The following is a 16,860-nucleotide window of genomic DNA, read 5'->3' on the forward strand; positions in this document are numbered from 1 at the left end:
ACTGCAGAAACAACCGCTACGAATAACGCATTTCAAACTCACACAACGCTGCCAACTGATCCTGCAAGCCGCTACAATAATGGGCTTAGCAACCTGGGCGAGATTCTCATGGCTGTATTTACCCCGCTGAGCGACGTTCAGGTCGCCGCGTTTTTGGAAAAGTTTGATGTAGGCAGCTTCGTTTCGCTGCAAGGCGTTGCCGGTGGCACCGAAAACTCAACGTTTTTTGTGACCACCGATCGCCGCGAGCTGGTACTAACCCTGTTTGAACAGGGTGAACATGAAGAGCTGCCGTTTTTTGTCGAGCTGTTGGATTACCTGGATGAGCACCGTTTGCCGGTGCCCGGTACTATTCACGACCGCGAAGGAATTGCGCTACACAGTTTGGCAGGTAAGCCTGCTTTACTGTTTCCACGCTTACCCGGCAAGCATCCTAGCGCCCCTAACCTTGCCCAATGCCAAGCGCTGGGCAATACGTTGGGGCACTTGCATGTTGTCTCTCAGCGTTTTCCTGGCCATCGGCCAAACCCGCGCGACCTTCACTGGCTACGAGCGGTGCATCACAAGGTGCTAACCTATATTAGCCCTGATGACCAAACACTGATGAAAAATGAAGTCGATGACTTCGAAGGTGCCTTTAGCCAACACGGCGAGCTACCGCAAGGAGCGCTTCACGGCGATTTATTCCGTGATAACACGCTGTTTGAGGGCGACCAGCTAGGCGGTATTATCGATTTTTATAACGGCTGTACCGGCGATTTGCTATTTGATCTCGCCATCGTCATTAACGACTGGGCCACCAATGAGGATGGCACGTTGAATGCTGAGCGTTATGAAGCCATTCTGAGCGCTTACCAAGCACGTCGCCCTCTCACCGCTGATGAACGTGAATTATGGCCAGCCATGTTGCGCATGACGGCATTGCGATATTGGCTATCGCGCCTGCTAGTCGTCTATGTTGACCCGCCTGCCCATGACCTAACGCCTCATGACCCTGAGCGTTTCCGAACCATTTTAAAAGCGCGCATTGAATTTGGCGCACTACCGCTCCCAGAGGTTTCTTGATGATCGAATCGGTGACCACCAGCGCCCAGGCCTTACGCGCCCGACGCACATGGAATATTGACCAATGGGGCAGTGGCTACTTTGACGTGGATGACCACGGCCAAGCCTTGGTCCGCCCGCTTGGCAGCGACGCAGAAGGTCCAGCGCTACCGCTCAGCGGGCTTGTCCGTCAGTTGCAGACAGCGGGCCTGCGGTTGCCGGTGCTAGTAAGGTTTAGCGACATTCTGCATGACCGCGTAGAACAGCTGTGCGGTGCGTTTGATGTTGCGATGCAGGACATCGACTATCAGGGCGGCTACACAGCCGTTTATCCGATCAAAGTGAATCAGCAGCGCCGCGTGGTGGAAGAGATCCTCGCTACCTCCGAACGGGGTAATGGTCGCGTAGGCTTAGAAGCAGGCAGTAAACCGGAGCTACTGGCAGTGCTGGCGCTGTCGGATGGCGGCTCTTCGCTGATTGTCTGCAACGGTTATAAAGACCGCGAGTACGTTCGCTTAGCGCTGCTGGGTGAAAAGCTGGGGCATCGCGTTTATCTGGTTGTTGAGAAGCTGTCTGAGCTGGAGCTTATATTAGAAGAAGCTCGTGAGCTGGAAGTCACCCCGCGCATTGGTTTGCGGGCACGGCTTGCCTCAGTAGGAAAAGGTAAATGGCAAAACACCGGTGGCGAGAAGTCAAAATTTGGCCTGACTGCCAGCCAAATTCTTGACGTAGTCGCAACCTTGCGCGCTCAAAATGCGTTGGAAAGCTTGCAGTTAGTACACTTTCACCTCGGCTCGCAAATTGCCAATATTCGCGATATCCAGCGTGGCCTACGGGAGTGCGCCCGTTTTTACCAAAACCTAGTGAGCCTAGGGGCACCGGTTAATACCGTCGATGTTGGCGGCGGTCTAGGCATCGACTACGAAGGCACCCGCTCACGCAGCTACTGCTCAGCCAACTACTCCATGCAGGAGTATGCGCGCAACGTCGTGAGCGCCTTTGCGCAACTGTGTCAGGAGGCGGATCTGCCACAGCCCCACCTGATCAGCGAGTCAGGCCGTGCGCTAACCGCTCATCATGCCGTACTGATCACCAACGTGATTGGCGAAGAGCGCGTTAATGATTCGCCTCCAGAACGTTCCCCCCAGGAAGACCTTCAGGTGGAAGCTCTATGGCGGGTTTTTGAGCAGTTAGCCGAAAGCCAGGAGCCCCGTGTCTTAGTGGAAGCTTGGCATGACCTTCTGCAAGCGGTGAGTGAGCTGCAAGACCGTTTTGTAATGGGTTTAAGTGATATCAAGGCCCGTGCCGAAGGCGAACGGCTTTATATGGCGGCCTGTGCGCGCCTACGCGGCCAGCTCGATACCCGTAATCGCGCACACCGAGAAATTATGGACGAACTGGCTGAAAAGCTAGCCGACAAGCTGTTCGTCAACTTCTCATTATTTCAGTCGGTGCCTGACGTGTGGGGAATCGAACAGATATTCCCTGTTCTGCCGTTGAGCGGGCTAGACCAGCCCCCCACTCGTCGCGCGGTTATTCAGGATATTACCTGCGATTCAGATGGGCGCATTGATAGCTACGTAGATGGTCAAGGCGTGGAGAGCACTCTACCGCTGCCCGAGTGGGCGAGCGACGACGAGCGTTGGCTAGGTTTCTTCCTGGTAGGCGCCTATCAAGAAATTCTCGGCGACTTGCACAACCTGTTCGGCGATACCGATTCCGTCGATGCCGCACTGGGTGACGATGGCGATTGGGTCTTTTCTAACCTACAGGCAGGCGATACGGTGGCCGATGTTTTAGCCTACGTCAATTTTGATGCTCGAGTGCTTAAGCAGAAGCTCACCGAGCAACTGATCACTAGCGGCTTCTCAACCCAAGAACAGGAAAAGTTTGCCGCTAGCCTGAGCGAAGGCCTGGATGGCTACACCTATTTAGAATAGTGCTTATAGAATCGTGCTTATAGAACAGTACTTATAGAATAGGCCAACGAAAAAGCCACTGACGATGTCAGTGGCTTTTCGCATAACGGCTAACGCTTAGCTAGTGTGGTTTTGGCGTCACCGCCATCCAGCTACTCTACTACGCTAGTGGTGATTTCTAACCCACCGGTCAATGTTAAACGCAGCGTAGCTCCACGGGGCAGTTCACCGACGCCAGCAGGCGTACCTGTCAAAATCACGTCACCCGGCTCTAGGGTGAAATGACGACTCATTTCCGCTACCAATGTTGGGATGGCGAAGATCATATCGGCACCTTCTCCGTGCTGACGCTCTTCACCATCAATCTCAAGGGTAAATACCAGCGCGTTCCAATTGGGAATACGGCTTAGTGGCAAAAAAGGAGATAGGGGGCAAGCACCATCAAATGCTTTTGCTATTTCCCATGGGTGCCCCTTCTCTTTCAGCTTGGTTTGCACATCACGCAGCGTTAAATCCATCGCTAGGCCAATGCCCGCAATGGCACGCTCAGCTTCATCCTGGGTCGCGTGGGTCAGGGTCTCTCCCACCAAAAGCGCAAGCTCGGCTTCATAATGTACATCGCCCCGTGAAAACGGCGGATCAAGGGGTTTAGTCAAGTCCACCACACTGGTAGCGGGCTTGATAAATAACAGCGGCTCACTGGGAACTGGGTTATCCAGCTCTTTGGCATGGTCGGCATAGTTGCGGCCAACGCAGACGATTTTGCCCAACGCGTGGGGAAACTCCTGACCATCGGTAAACTGTGGAACAAAACGCATGGCGGTTCCTCTCCTTCTCATTATGCGTGCCGCATTCGCAACGACAGGCGCAACAGTCTACCCCAGCTATGCGTATGTTCCACACCCTCTTCGACAGCATTTTATTTATACCACAAGGGATACCTTAAGCTATGCGTCCGGCGTCCGGCGTCCGGCGTCCGGCGTCCGGCGTCCGGCGTCCGGCGTCCGGCGTCCGGCGTCCGGCGTCCAACGATCATCAGGCTCATGCGCCAAAAAGCTAGGGCGCTGTTTGGGAGCAGCAAACGGAGCAACACAGCGATTATCCGGACGATTAAACACAAAGAATACATTGCTGCGGGGATCAGGCGACAAATTGGCATTAGACGCATGCAGCGTGTTGCAATCAAATAGCAGCAAGCCCCCTGCTTTACCTTTTGGCGCCTCGATACCATATTTTGCTACTAGCTGAGTCAGCGCTTCTGGGCTGGGCACGCCAACCTTCTGTGCTTTAAGCGAGCTTTTGTGGTTATCCTCCGGCGTTTCCCCCAAGCAGGGCACAAATTCCAAATGGGAGCCTGGAATCAGCATAAGCGGACCGTTAAATTCATGGTTGTCGGTCAATATCAGTGATGCGCTAACAGCATGCATATTCGGCATGCCGTCTTCCGCGTGCCACGTCTCGAAATCCGAGTGCCAATTAAACCCTTTACCTGCAAAGCCTGGTTTATAGTTAATCCGTGACTGATGCACGTAAGGGTCATCACCAACAATCTGCCGGGCAGCCCCCGCTAAGCGCTCGTCACAGGCCAGTTGAGCTAATCGTTTAGAAAGCCTATGCACGGCAAACAGCGAACGAATATCGTGGCTTTCTGGCTCGGTAATGCTGAATTCCTGATCGCGATAGGCCTGATTATTCATTAATAATGTCATTTCATCGCGAAGTGCCTCCAGCTCTTCACCTGAAATGAGGTTTGGAATAAACAAAAAACCTTTGCGTTCAAACTCATCAAGCTGCGCTGAGGATAGTGGCCCTGATAAATTGCGACCTTTAACCACCGCATCGCGGCGCGCTTGCGTTAGCGAAGCTGGGGCTGCTGCTAGGCGCGTTGGGTAGTCATCTTTCACTACGCTACGTTGCGCCGACGGCATATCCAACATTTCACTATATTGCTTATAGGCAGTAATCGTTTTGAGAGCGTTGTTACTGACTGTCATCTAATCTACTCCTTGTATGATTAAATTTCAGACCGATAAAACATGTAGCGATTTTATTTAGTGCATAACACAGGCAGTAGGATAGCTAAGTAGTCAGCCCTTGCAACCCATATAACTTAATTTATAACATGTGTTATGAAACTTTTCACCACCTCTTAAAAGACATAGCAACAACTTTTAAAAACCAATCCGGAAAACTATACCCACAAACAGAGTCACTATAAAAACTGGCATTTCTTTCACTCCCTTCGGACTAGAAAGCTTGATAGCGCTATGAGCTTTAGGAATTTTTCTATTCAAATGCCGCCATACAGTATGGCGGCACGGTAAATTTAGCCGCCCAACCCGATAGACCAATAGGCCCCAAAGCATCACCAGATGGCTCGGCGCTATGGAAAACTGAAACGCTTACCTCAGAGCCCTATTTGCAATAAAGGCAATGGCAACATAACTAATAATACTTTACTTACTCACATATCTTTCACACCAAATACTGCCCGCAAAAATTGATTCAATCAGCAGGTTATAAAAAAATACAAGAATTCGACTTACTACTTAAATAAAAACTTAAAAATGGGTGAGATAAAACATTCAACAAGTTATCTAACATAAGCCAAGGTAGAAAAAAATTAACGATCCGATTATGATTTCATGACGCAAACCTAGAGAAACGCTTTATGAAAAAATTATCCCTTATCGCATCCACTCTTATTATCCTGCTAGCGAGCGGGTGCCAATCACATTCAGCGCCACAGCAAGCAGCCAAGCCTGACGAAACGCTAACCAATACCTACTGGAAACTGGTCACGCTTGAAGGGCAACCCATCATCACCGCTGAGAACTTTCGCGAGCCTCATCTTGTGCTCCATGAAGAAAATACACGCCTAGCTGGCTCAACTGGCTGCAATACCTTGATTGGCAGTTACCGTGTTGATGGTCAGCAGATAGCATTTGAACAAGTTGGCACCACGATGATGGCCTGCCCCGACACACAAATGCGTAACGAGCAGACAATGCTAAGCGTGCTTAACAATGTAGACACTTGGCAAGTAGACGGTGGCTCCCTGTCACTTAAAAACGCCAATGGCAAACCAGTGGCAGTATTTGAGGCCGTGCATCTTTATTAGCCATCGATGTACAGGCAAGCTTACTTAATGAAAGCGCCCTCTTGTCGCTGCTGCTCTCTACGCGCAAGTATGTCGACAAACGCACGCACTTTCGCAGGACGAAAACGTGCGAATGGGAAAACGACATGTATGCCGCCGGAGGGCAGACGCCACTGGGGCAAAATATGTATAAGGCGCCCGGCGGCTATGTCGCCTGCAATGACATAATCCGGCAATACCGAGATTCCCGCACCAGCGTACAACGCTTCGCGTACCGCGAGTGTCGCATCAAGAAAAATTGAGGCGCGCACGTGGATGGTTCTGTGCTCCCCCTTACTGAGTGAAAATTCCCACTGTAATGGATGGGGTAGCGCTTTATTAGCAATGAACGGGAATTTCAATAACTCTTCCGGCTGTGAGAGCTGCGCCACCTCTTGTTCAAGGCTTGGCGATGCAACGAGCAATTGCTGAAAAGAGCCTATTTTCCTTGCTTGCACGCTTGTCTCTGTTAGCCAACCAACACGGATAGCCAGTTCGATATCCTCAGCCATCAGATCGACTTTTTGATCCCGCAGCGTGGCATCGACCCGGCAATCGGGATATTGCTGGGTATATGCAGCAATCGCCGGCACCACAAAGGTGACACCGTAATCGAAAGGGGCCGTCAACCGTAATGTGCCTGTCGGCTCCTGGGCTATTTCGCCTAACTCATCAAAAGCATCTTCAGCTTCACGGAGAATCAAGGCACAGCGTTGGTAAAACGCTTTTCCAGCGGAGGTAACCTGTACCGATCGCGTCGTACGCGTGAGGAGAGAGGTTCTAAACTCTTGTTCAAGACGTGCTACCTGCTGGCTAACCACCGCCTTGGTGATACCCAGACGCTCAGCGGCGGCCGTAAAAGACCCCGTTTCAACCACTGCCGCAAAGTAAGTTAAGCGCCGCAAGTTATTAAACCCAGCTAGCTTACTTCCATTGCGATTGTATGCTTTTTCCATACACATAATATGCTTCGTATGTATTTATCCGTCAATACAATCTCTTTAGCATGCGAGTCCATCATGTATAGAGAGCTTCGACGATGAATAACACTTTGTATTACCTATTCGATCCTTTGTGTGGCTGGTGCTATGGCGCAACACCATCTGTTTCGGACGTGATCGCGGCAGACGATATAAACGTGGTGCTGTTACCCAGCGGCCTTTTCTCAGACGGTGGCGGAAGGCAAATGGATCAGGAGTTCGCGGCCTATGCCTGGAGTAACGATCAACGAATTGAGCGCCTAACGGGGCAACTATTCACTCAACTATATCGCGCTCAGGTGTTAAGCGATCATCATCAACGGTTTGATAGTAGTGCCGCTACGCTAGCGCTAACGGCAGTATCACTTACCGCACCCGCCAATGAGTTCGAGGCTTTAAAAGCAATCCAATACGCACGCTACGTACAGGGTCGTGACGTGACATCTCAAGTCACGTTGGTTGAAATTCTACAAAGACTTGAGCTGACCCAAGCGGCCGAGCTAATGACAGATGCCAGTGAAACACTTACCCATTCCAATCGTTCTCGAATTTCACAGGCTCAAACGCTAATGCAGAAGCTTAACGTTCGAGGAGTGCCCACGTTCATCGCTCAGTCGAGTGAAAACCTAAAGGTTCTTTCTACGAATGAGTTGTATGCCAACCCCAGTGCGCTAGCCCAACAGATACGCGCGCTGTAACGCGCCAACTCAATCAATTGGCTCTCTAAACGAAATTGCAGAAGGAAGAAAAAATGGCTACTCGGCGTATGTTGTTAAAGTCGTTAACTGCCTTGGGATTATCCATGGCTATAAGCACTGGTAATATAAGCGGCATAAAAAAGAGCCTCGCGTCTGATGACCAATTAAGTTGGCGGCATTTTCCTGCGGGAGAAAATGGCTTTTTCCGGGCGCCCGTATTGGTGACGGGAGCAACAGAGGCAGTATTAATTGACAGCAGCTTTACCTTATCTGATGGTCGTGCAATTGCCGAGGCAATCCAACAGAGCGGTAAGCAGCTAACCACTGTCTATATTAGCCAAAGCGATCCTGATTACTATTTTGGCCTTGGCGCGATACAAGCAGCATTTCCCGATGCTCGAGTTATCGCTGCCCCCGCCACAATTGATGCCATCAAGGAAAATGTAGAGAAAAAAATCTCTACCTGGTCACCCCAGCTCCAAGAAAACGGACCACAATCAGTTGATGAAATCGTTATGCCCGAGGCGTTTGATGGCCAGACATTGCAAGTCGATGGTCAAGACATTCAGATTGTTAACGTAGAGGGTCTGCCCAATCGTCGCTACCTCTGGGCTCCCTCCCTGGAAGCTGTTTTTGGTGGTGTGCTGGTATTCTCAGACCTGCATGTGTGGACAGCAGACACCCCTACTGCTGGACAGCGAGCGGCTTGGGTACAAGCGCTTGATGAAATGGCAGCACGTTCTCCTAGGGTCGTTATACCCGGCCACATGCAACCTGACGCAGCGATTGATGCTTCCGCGATTCAATATACACGTGAGTACCTATTAGCATTTGAAGAAGAGCTCGCCAAAGCGAATAACAGCGATGAACTCATTGAAGCAATGACCCGTCGCTACCCAAATGCAAAGCTAAGTGTTGCACTTCAAATTGGCGCTAAGGTAGCTATGGGGGAAATGGACTGGGGATAGTCAGTTCTCTCTATAGTATAGAGGTGAACGATGACTAGCTTTCTGCAATGGCTGCTTGGTCGCCCAATTTGCAAGGTTCAGCTGTGAAAGCGCCCACGCTGTAGACACTTTATAAACACATACGAAAAAGCCGCCCTTTCGGACGGCTTAATCTAATTCTCTAACGCTCTGATTTTAACCACTTTTAAGTGGTGCCGACACCAGGAGTCGAACCCGGGACCTACTGATTACAAGTCAGTTGCTCTACCAACTGAGCTATGTCGGCGCTTCGCGTTTTCTTGAGAATATGATTGCTTCACTGTTAAGCTTCGCAATCAACAAGAAATCTTGTTGACAATGGCTGGGGTACCAGGATTCGAACCTGGGAATGCCGATACCAAAAACCGGTGCCTTACCACTTGGCGATACCCCAACGTTTGGTGGCCAGAGACGGAATCGAACCGCCGACACGGGGATTTTCAATCCCCTGCTCTACCAACTGAGCTATCTGGCCGCTGCCAACGGTGCGTATTAAACTAAAAACTCAGCTTTCCGTCAACACTTTCGTGAAACTTTCTTTCTAGTCACGTGCTTAGGGCACTTCTTTTCAGGGCTAAAAACGTGCAAAAGCCACGCCATCCGTGGGCTGCACCGAGTTTTACTCCTTACAGCCCCGCTACCTAAACGCTTACGCTTGGGTAGGCGGCACGTAACCTTCCGCTTGATCCGTAGCTTCGTTATTTAGAAAACGCTGCATTTGATCCATCAAATAGGCGCGTGCCTCGGGCTCTAACATGTTGAGGTGCTTTTCGTTGATCAAGCGCGTTTGCAACGACTGCCACTCTTCCCAGGCCTGCTTAGACACGGTGGCTTGAATCTCTTGGCCCTGCTTACCTGGCAGTGGTGGAAATGGCAGAGCGGGCAGCTCTTGTTGATACTTGCGGCAGAAAACGGTGTTGCTCATGAGATACTCCTTTTTGAATAACGCTGCGAATATAAAAGTAATAACGCGTGTGAGGTTAGCGTGACGGCCCTGGCGTTGGATCTAAGGAAAAAGGCGCCAGCTGGCTCAGTAACGATTTAACCGGCGCAGCCAAGCCGAGAGCAGGCGGTTCGTCAACGTCATACCAAACGCCGTCTTCTCTTACGCCGTTCAGCCTATCGCAACTGACCGGCTGAGGCGTAATCAATAGCCGAAAATGACTAAACGTATGTGTAAAGCTGGGCAGCGGTGCATGGCGTTCAGGGGACGTCACATGATCAGCCAGCCAATCGTTCAGTTCACCATGTTGCTCAAACTGGGGGAGGCTCCATAGACCTCCCCACAGGCCGCTGGGTGGTCGTTGCTCTAACCATACCCGGCCTTGCCTGTCTCGTAACATCAGCATAATGGTTTCACGCGTAGGCAAAGCTTTTTTAGGCTTGGATTCGGGATAGCGTTGCGGTTCACCTTGGGCATAGGCACGGCATACGTCGTTAAACGGACAGATCAAACAATCAGGTTTGCTGCGTTTACATAGCGTGGCGCCGAAATCCATAATGGCCTGGGTATAGTCGGCAAGGCGGGTATTGGGCGTGTAATACTCAGCCAGCGCCCATAGTGAGCGCTCTACTGCTGGCTTGCCTGGCCAGCCAGTAACGGCATGCAAGCGAGTCAGTGATCGTTTTACATTGCCATCTAAAATCGTGGCCTGCTGGCCAGCGCTTTGCGCGATGATCGCGCCAGCCGTGGAACGGCCTATACCTGGCAGCGCCATTAGCGCTTCGAGACTATCCGTTGGCAGCTCGCCCCCATGGGACGCTAACGCCACCTGGGCCGCTTTATGCAAATTACGGGCACGGGCGTAGTAACCCAACCCGGTCCAGAGATGCAGCACGTCGTCTTGGGGTGCGTTGGCCAATGCTTCTAACGTCGGAAAACGCATCATAAAGCGTTTGAAGTAGGGAATGACCGTAGCCACTTGGGTTTGCTGGAGCATGATTTCAGATACCCATACCCGGTAGGCACTTCGAGGCGACTGCCAAGGCAGGTCATGCCGGCCATACTGATCGAACCAAGTAAGCAAGCGGCGTTGAAACTCTTCAGCCGCAAGGCGCGGCGTAAACATGTCGGCCATAGAATTTCCTTAAACAGTAAAACGGCACCCTGCAATTAGCCGTCAGTTGGCTTGACTATTATGTGACTAACTAACACGTAAAAAAGCGCCGGCGGTGAGGCCGGCGCGCTTATTGTATCGGTTCAAAACGTGTATGAATGCTCAATTAAATAGACGGCGAATTCCCTCGCGAAGTTCCTGACCAGCGCCTTCTCCTAGGCGTTCATCAATTTGATCAAGCGAATCTCCCAGCCGTTCCTCAAGCGCTTCTTCAAGATGGCCACCTGCTTCATTGCGTAGCAGGTCTACTACCGCTGCCTGGAAAGCCGAACGGTCAAATCGGCACCACTGGGTTTTATCATCGCCCATATGGCCTTCGCAGCGAACGGGAAGTGGCAACTGCTCTAAACGTGGGTTCACGTTACAGGCTGCATCTGCTGTGTCGACCAACCGGGCACTTGCTTCCGTCGTAAAACTCAGCGTATTGAGATTAAATTCGCCTTCACCTTGTACATCAATGCCAGGCAGGGTGATCAGCAAATCGTCGCTGTGCACTACACCATTACGCACCTGGAAGGTCGCGTCAAACTGTTCAAAGCGAGTATCAGGTTCCCATTCGCGCTGGGTGCTTTCGCCCTCTAGCTGCGCCACTATCTCGCACATTTGCTGAGAAATATTCGTTTGCAGAATCGCCCCGTCGCTCAGCTGTGCAGTTAGCTCGCCGTTAAGATTATTGGTGAGCACGTCACGGCGATTGCCTTGGGTCGTCAGCGCGCCTTCCAGGTTAAAGCGGCCTCGTAATGGTGATGCCTCTTCACTAAAGGTTTCAATGAGTGGCGCGACCTGAACGTCACTGACACGTGGAGAAATCTGCCATTCCAGTACGTTTGTTGTCGCATCTAGACGGCCCGTTGAAGTAAGTTCGCCCTCATAAAAGCGCGACTCAAAGGCTGTCAATTGGTGTACTCCATTCTCTCCGCGCAAGCTTAGCGAAGTGTCATCGAACGTTAGCCCAGCCAGCACAAGCTGGTCGACGCTTAAGTCCCCCTCCAGCGATAGCGCACTCAGCCATTCCTGAGGTAATAGTGTTTCATCAGTTTGGGCGAAGGCTGTGCGCAGCAGGCCTCGGCTAGCTTGTTGAGCGGTTTCCGGACCAGGTAGATAATGGTCAATATTCAGCTGGTCGCCTTCCAGATTAAAGGCGAGTCGAGTACCGTCCAGCGCGGCGGAAACATTACCCGTAAAGGTACTGTCGTCCACTACGAGAGAAAGGCGCGGTAGTGCAATACTCGTCATATCGCCTTCAATTGGGCTAGTCATCGCCACATCTCTCAGGGCACTTTCGTTGGCCGTATTGAGTGTAATACCCGCGCGCGATAACCAAGGCCGCAATGTAAAAGGCGCTGCGGTGAGCTGGCCGCTGTACTGAGGAGAGTCTAAAAACTTTTCGATATTGAGATGGCCACTGACTCTTAACCCATCAGGCCCGGTTAACTGAGCATCTTTAAACTGAGCAGTTTGCGCCGCAAAGTCGCTTTCCAAACCAAATGCCAACGAGACCGCAAGGCTACCCTGCCAGTTATCTGGGTGGCGTAAGCCCACGTCAACGACACCCTCACGAATCGTAAGCTGTTGTTCACCCATTCGGGCAACTACTTCAGCTGCTTTCAAACTAAGCTGTTGCGGATCGCTTTCTCCAGAGCGTCGCGTGCGGGTCGTCAACTGCATGTTTTCAAAAACCAACTGCTCGTCTTTTAAACCTAGACGAAGACGAGTATCGAGATTCACTTCGCTGGTCAGGTCGGGCGTGCGCTCCAACATTTCCGCATCTAAGCGATTATGCTTAGTTAATGTGAACATGGTTTTTAAAGGGAAAGAGCGTAGCGGATTGACATTGGCGCCTGAAATATTGAGCGGCTGCACTCGCCAAAGCGCTTGGCTTTGCTCATCGCGGAAACGAATATCAGCATTTTTTACTTCAACGCTGGCAATATTCAGCACCACCGACAAATTGCCAGCATCCGCGTTAGGACCAGCGCTTGCAGGGGCCAGTACCGTTTCCGCCGTTTCGTTACCTTGCTCAGCGAGGCGCTCCAGTAACGGCTGCCAATTACCTTCGCCCTGTTCATCCTTTTCAAGGTTCAAGCGCATGCCATCTAGGGTTAAGCCGTCAACCGCGATTTCACCGCGTAATAAAGGAGCAAAGGCAACGCTAACTTCAGCCCGCTCGATGGCAGCAAACGCACTCTCGTTTTGAGCTTGCTCAGGCAACCATGCTTTTGCCTGCTCAACACTGACCCCTATACGTGGATAAAATGACCATGTGATTGGGCCCTCCAACGCTAAATTCAGGCCAGTTTGCTCCTCTACCACTGCGGTTAGCCGAGGCTTGAAATCTTCTGGGTCAAGAAAAGTAGTCACATACACCACTGCGGCAACGGCAACGATCGCTAAAATACCTACCGCAGCCAGCAAAATACGTAATAGCTGATTCATTGCCCTTTTCCTTGTGGGTCTAGCTCAACAAAACCACTGGTGATGGCATCATCCGGCTGTGCGGATGATTCATTGGCTGCGGGGCGATAACCAAGCTTGGAGAGCAATACTCGATCTGCTAACGGCAGCGACGACGTTTCGATGCGCAGCACACGCCCTTCTTGTTTTGCCTGCTCCCCTAACAGTGCCATTAGTCGCGTGCCCACACCACGCCGTCGGGTGGGTTTACGCACGCACAGTTCGGAGAGCCACCACGCGTGGTCTGATGCCTCTTTTATCGCCACCGCACCGAGCAGTCGATCGTTAAAATGTGCGCAGGCAAAAAAGTGCTGCCCTTTTAAATGTTGCTCAATAAAAGGGGTGACCGCTGGTGTAGGCATTCGCTCTTGAGGCGCGTCTTCATAGATACGTATTAGGTCAATACGCACCTGCTCCTCAGCTGCCCAACGGGCCTGGTCGACGTACTGCAGTGTCACCGGCATGGTGAAATCCTCTTTGCCAAAGCAGCAAGGCTGCTATTCTACCGCCAACAAAGGCGGCTACCTTTCGCGCATTGTAGCGGATGGGGGCGCCGATTCACTATAATGGTCGCTTTTGGCACAGGTTATGCTTTGATCTAGCGGTGTTAACATTACCCGACGATCCACCAATATCCCCTCAGAGTGCGCATCAGCGCAGGAGATGCAACATGTCAGCGCGTATTGCCACGGTAAGCCGTGACACCAACGAAACGCAGATTACGGTCAGCGTCAACCTTGATGGCGAAGGCCGTCTCCGCAGCGACACCGGCGTTCCGTTTCTTGACCATATGCTTGATCAAGTAGCTCGTCATGGGATGGTGGATCTCGACATTGACGCAAAAGGCGATCTGCACATCGATGATCACCATACAGTTGAAGATCTAGGCATTACCCTAGGCCAAGCATTTAACCAAGCGATCGGCGATAAGCGTGGCATCTATCGCTACGGGCATGCTTACGTTCCTCTTGATGAAGCGTTGTCCCGTGTGGTTATCGACTTTTCCGGCCGTCCAGGTCTCTATATGAATGTCGACTTCACCCGCGATACCATTGGCCGCATGGATACCCAGCTGTTTTGGGAATTTTTCCAAGGCTTCGTCAACCATGCGCGCGTCACCCTGCATATTGACAATGTAAAAGGCTTTAATGCTCACCATCAGGCTGAGACTATATTTAAAGCGTTTGGCCGCGCGCTGCGCATGGCGGTGGCCGAAGACCCTCGTATGGCGGGGCAAATGCCGTCTACCAAAGGAAGCCTATAATGCCGGGTATTGCAGCGAGTGGTAGCTCGCCAACGATCACAAGGAGCGCTTTATGACCATCGCGGTAATCGATTATGGAATGGGCAACCTGCACTCTGTGGCAAAAGCGCTTGAGCACGTCACCCACGAAAATGTGATTATTACTCGCGACCCTCGGCGTATTTTAGGTGCAACGCGCCTAGTACTCCCGGGCCAAGGGGCCATTCGGGACTGTGTAGGCGAACTGGAGCGTACCGAGCTGCGCGGCTTAGTCGATGACATCCTTACCCGCCAAGCAAAACCACTATTGGGTATTTGCGTGGGCCAGCAAATGCTGATGGAACGTAGTGAAGAGAACGGTGGCGTAGATTGCCTAGGCTTTTTCCATGGCAGCGTTGATCGTTTTCCGGCCAATATGCGCGATGACCACGAACAGCGCTTGAAAGTCCCGCACATGGGCTGGAACCTTGTGGCGCAACATCACAACCACCCGCTATGGTCAGGCATTGACGATAACGAACACTTCTATTTTGTACACAGCTACTACGTCAATGCCACTGACGACGCTCAAGTGTTTGGCACTACCCAGTACGGCAAGGTTTGCGCCCATGTAGCGATTGGCCGTGACGCCACCTTCGCTGTGCAGTTCCATCCTGAAAAAAGCTCCCGCGCGGGCCTTCGCCTGCTAGAAAATTTTGTCACCTGGACGCCCTGAGAGGTTTCACTATGTTGGTAATTCCCGCGATTGATCTCAAAGACGGCCAGTGTGTGCGCTTGAAGCAAGGCCGCATGGAAGACTCAACCTCCTACGGCGATGACCCTGTTGCCATGGCTGCTCGCTGGGTAGAAGCGGGTGCTCGCCGCCTGCACTTGGTTGACCTAAACGGCGCCTTTGAAGGCAAGCCGATGAACGGCGAGGCAGTCACCGCAATTGCGCGCGCCTATCCTGAGCTGCCCATCCAAATTGGCGGCGGCATCCGCTCAGCGGAAACCATAGAGCATTATTTAAATGCTGGGGTTTCTTACGTCATTATTGGCACCAAAGCGGTTAAAGAACCGAACTTCGTGGGCGAAATGTGCCGTGCGTTCCCAGGTCACATTATTGTTGGTCTGGATGCCAAAGATGGCTATGTGGCCACCGATGGCTGGGCGGAAGTATCTACGTTGAAGGCGACCGAGCTCGCCAAGCGCTTTGCCAATGATGGCGTTTCCAGCATTGTCTATACCGACATTGCCCGCGACGGCATGATGCAAGGCGTCAATGTCGAAGCCACGGCTGCGCTTGCCCGTGAAGGTGGCTTACCGGTGATTGCTTCCGGCGGCGTCACCAATTTAGATGATATTCGTGCGCTGTGTGATGTTGCTGACAGCGGCATTCTAGGCGCCATTACCGGTCGTGCGATCTACGAAGGCAGCCTCGATGTGGCAGAAGCTCAGCGCTTGAGCGACCAGCTTCGCGGAGGCGACAAATGAGTCTAGCGAAACGCATTATCCCTTGCTTAGATGTCGATGCCGGACGCGTGGTGAAAGGCGTTAACTTTGTTGGCATCCGTGATGCAGGCGACCCGGTCGAAATTGCCCAGCGCTATAACCAGCAGGGTGCCGATGAAATCACCTTCCTCGACATTACCGCCAGCCATGAAAACCGTGACACAACGGTCGACATGGTAGAGCGCATTGCCGGTGAAGTATTTATTCCCCTCACCGTAGGGGGAGGCATCCGCAGCTGCGATGATATTCGTACGATGCTGAATGCAGGGGCTGATAAGGTCTCCATCAATACCGCCGCGGTGACCAACCCTGAGTTTGTTCGCGAAGCCGCCGAGCGCTTTGGTAGCCAATGTATTGTGGTGGCGATCGACGCTAAGAAGGTGTCTAAAGAAGGCGAACCTCCTCGCTGGGAAATATTTACTCATGGTGGACGTCGACCAACGGGACTGGATGCCATCGAGTGGGCCAAAAAGATGGTCGAGTTTGGCGCTGGCGAGCTATTGCTAACCAGCATGGATCGCGATGGCACCAAAGTGGGATTCGATCTGGGGGTTACCCACGCTATTTCTGAAGCCGTTAGCGTGCCAGTAATTGCTTCTGGCGGGGTGGGCAATTTGGATCACTTAGTAGACGGCGTACTCAAAGGTGGTGCCGATGCGGTATTGGCAGCAAGCATCTTCCACTTTGGTGAATATACGATACCAGAAGCCAAACGCTACATGGCGGAACGCGGCATCGAAATGCGCCTTTAGCGAAAACGCTTAGCAAAAGCCCTTCCCTCAGGAGCAG

Annotated in this window: 16 protein-coding genes and 3 tRNA genes; 9 read left to right on the forward strand and 10 right to left on the reverse strand. The window is 52.0% G+C overall.

The window, feature by feature from the left end:
- Window positions 1-108: 108 nt before the first annotated feature.
- Window positions 109-1,065, forward strand: coding sequence for a homoserine kinase (locus IR195_RS16885; protein WP_120387332.1), 957 nt, complete (start codon window positions 109-111; stop codon window positions 1,063-1,065).
- Complete coding sequence (gene speA, locus IR195_RS16890; RefSeq protein WP_146944786.1) at window positions 1,065-2,984, forward strand: biosynthetic arginine decarboxylase; 1,920 nt, start codon at window positions 1,065-1,067, stop codon at window positions 2,982-2,984. Before IR195_RS16885 ends, speA begins: the two co-directional genes overlap by 1 nt.
- 131 nt (window positions 2,985-3,115) lie before the next feature.
- Here speA and IR195_RS16895 read toward each other — a convergent pair whose 3' ends face one another.
- Together IR195_RS16895 and thpD are read right to left on the reverse strand one after the other, a co-directional pair.
- A complete protein-coding gene (locus tag IR195_RS16895; RefSeq protein WP_125751531.1) occupies window positions 3,116-3,781 on the reverse strand; it encodes a fumarylacetoacetate hydrolase family protein in 666 nt (221 codons plus the stop codon).
- A 129-nt stretch (window positions 3,782-3,910) separates the two neighbouring features.
- On the reverse strand, window positions 3,911-4,957 hold the full coding sequence (gene thpD / locus IR195_RS16900) for an ectoine hydroxylase (RefSeq protein WP_206048117.1): 1,047 nt from the start codon (window positions 4,955-4,957) through the stop codon (window positions 3,911-3,913).
- Between the two features lie 677 nt (window positions 4,958-5,634).
- Here thpD and IR195_RS16905 point away from each other — a divergent pair.
- Complete coding sequence (locus IR195_RS16905; protein ID WP_206048118.1) at window positions 5,635-6,084, forward strand: META domain-containing protein; 450 nt, start codon at window positions 5,635-5,637, stop codon at window positions 6,082-6,084.
- 20 nt (window positions 6,085-6,104) lie between these two features.
- Here IR195_RS16905 and IR195_RS16910 read toward each other — a convergent pair whose 3' ends face one another.
- A complete protein-coding gene (locus IR195_RS16910) occupies window positions 6,105-7,058 on the reverse strand; it encodes a LysR family transcriptional regulator (RefSeq protein ID WP_206048119.1) in 954 nt (317 codons plus the stop codon).
- Window positions 7,059-7,141: 83 nt separating this feature from the next.
- Between IR195_RS16910 and IR195_RS16915 the strand changes: the two genes are divergently transcribed.
- A complete protein-coding gene (locus tag IR195_RS16915; protein WP_206048120.1) occupies window positions 7,142-7,780 on the forward strand; it encodes a DsbA family protein in 639 nt (212 codons plus the stop codon).
- A 104-nt stretch (window positions 7,781-7,884) separates the two neighbouring features.
- Complete coding sequence (locus tag IR195_RS16920) at window positions 7,885-8,748, forward strand: MBL fold metallo-hydrolase (RefSeq protein ID WP_206048121.1); 864 nt, start codon at window positions 7,885-7,887, stop codon at window positions 8,746-8,748.
- Window positions 8,749-8,937: 189 nt separating this feature from the next.
- Here IR195_RS16920 and IR195_RS16925 read toward each other — a convergent pair.
- From IR195_RS16925 to IR195_RS16955, 7 genes are all read right to left on the reverse strand, one after another.
- A tRNA-Thr gene (locus IR195_RS16925) sits at window positions 8,938-9,013 on the reverse strand.
- A gap of 72 nt (window positions 9,014-9,085) precedes the next feature.
- Window positions 9,086-9,160 (reverse strand) — tRNA-Gln (locus IR195_RS16930).
- A 5-nt stretch (window positions 9,161-9,165) separates the two neighbouring features.
- Window positions 9,166-9,241, reverse strand: a tRNA-Phe gene (locus tag IR195_RS16935).
- 174 nt (window positions 9,242-9,415) lie between these two features.
- Window positions 9,416-9,691, reverse strand: coding sequence for an oxidative damage protection protein (locus tag IR195_RS16940; RefSeq protein WP_172422023.1), 276 nt, complete (start codon window positions 9,689-9,691; stop codon window positions 9,416-9,418).
- Window positions 9,692-9,746: 55 nt separating this feature from the next.
- On the reverse strand, window positions 9,747-10,844 hold the full coding sequence (gene mutY / locus IR195_RS16945) for an A/G-specific adenine glycosylase (RefSeq protein ID WP_206048122.1): 1,098 nt from the start codon (window positions 10,842-10,844) through the stop codon (window positions 9,747-9,749).
- A 141-nt stretch (window positions 10,845-10,985) separates the two neighbouring features.
- The gene (locus IR195_RS16950) at window positions 10,986-13,319 is read right to left on the reverse strand and encodes an AsmA family protein (protein WP_206048123.1); all 2,334 of its coding nucleotides are present in this window, start codon (window positions 13,317-13,319) and stop codon (window positions 10,986-10,988) included.
- A complete protein-coding gene (locus IR195_RS16955) occupies window positions 13,316-13,801 on the reverse strand; it encodes a GNAT family N-acetyltransferase (RefSeq protein ID WP_125751567.1) in 486 nt (161 codons plus the stop codon). Before IR195_RS16955 ends, IR195_RS16950 begins: the two co-directional genes overlap by 4 nt.
- Before the next feature lie 206 nt (window positions 13,802-14,007).
- On the opposite strand from IR195_RS16955, the gene hisB reads away from it, so the two are divergent.
- Genes hisB through hisF form a run of 4 tightly spaced genes read left to right on the forward strand, consistent with a single transcriptional unit; the run spans window position 14,008 to window position 16,823 of the window.
- On the forward strand, window positions 14,008-14,601 hold the full coding sequence (hisB, locus tag IR195_RS16960) for an imidazoleglycerol-phosphate dehydratase HisB (RefSeq protein WP_125751570.1): 594 nt from the start codon (window positions 14,008-14,010) through the stop codon (window positions 14,599-14,601).
- Between the two features lie 52 nt (window positions 14,602-14,653).
- Entirely contained in the window at window positions 14,654-15,295 is a 642-nt protein-coding gene (hisH, locus tag IR195_RS16965) for an imidazole glycerol phosphate synthase subunit HisH (RefSeq protein ID WP_125751573.1), read from the forward strand.
- A gap of 11 nt (window positions 15,296-15,306) precedes the next feature.
- A complete protein-coding gene (gene hisA / locus IR195_RS16970; RefSeq protein WP_125751578.1) occupies window positions 15,307-16,053 on the forward strand; it encodes a 1-(5-phosphoribosyl)-5-[(5-phosphoribosylamino)methylideneamino]imidazole-4-carboxamide isomerase in 747 nt (248 codons plus the stop codon).
- Complete coding sequence (hisF, locus tag IR195_RS16975; RefSeq protein WP_038478299.1) at window positions 16,050-16,823, forward strand: imidazole glycerol phosphate synthase subunit HisF; 774 nt, start codon at window positions 16,050-16,052, stop codon at window positions 16,821-16,823. The genes hisA and hisF overlap by 4 nt, the downstream gene beginning before the upstream one ends.
- The last annotated feature ends 37 nt before the right edge of the window (window positions 16,824-16,860 follow it).

This window comes from Vreelandella venusta (assembly GCF_015689495.1).
In the GTDB taxonomy this organism is placed as follows: Bacteria; Pseudomonadota; Gammaproteobacteria; order Pseudomonadales; family Halomonadaceae; genus Vreelandella; species Vreelandella venusta.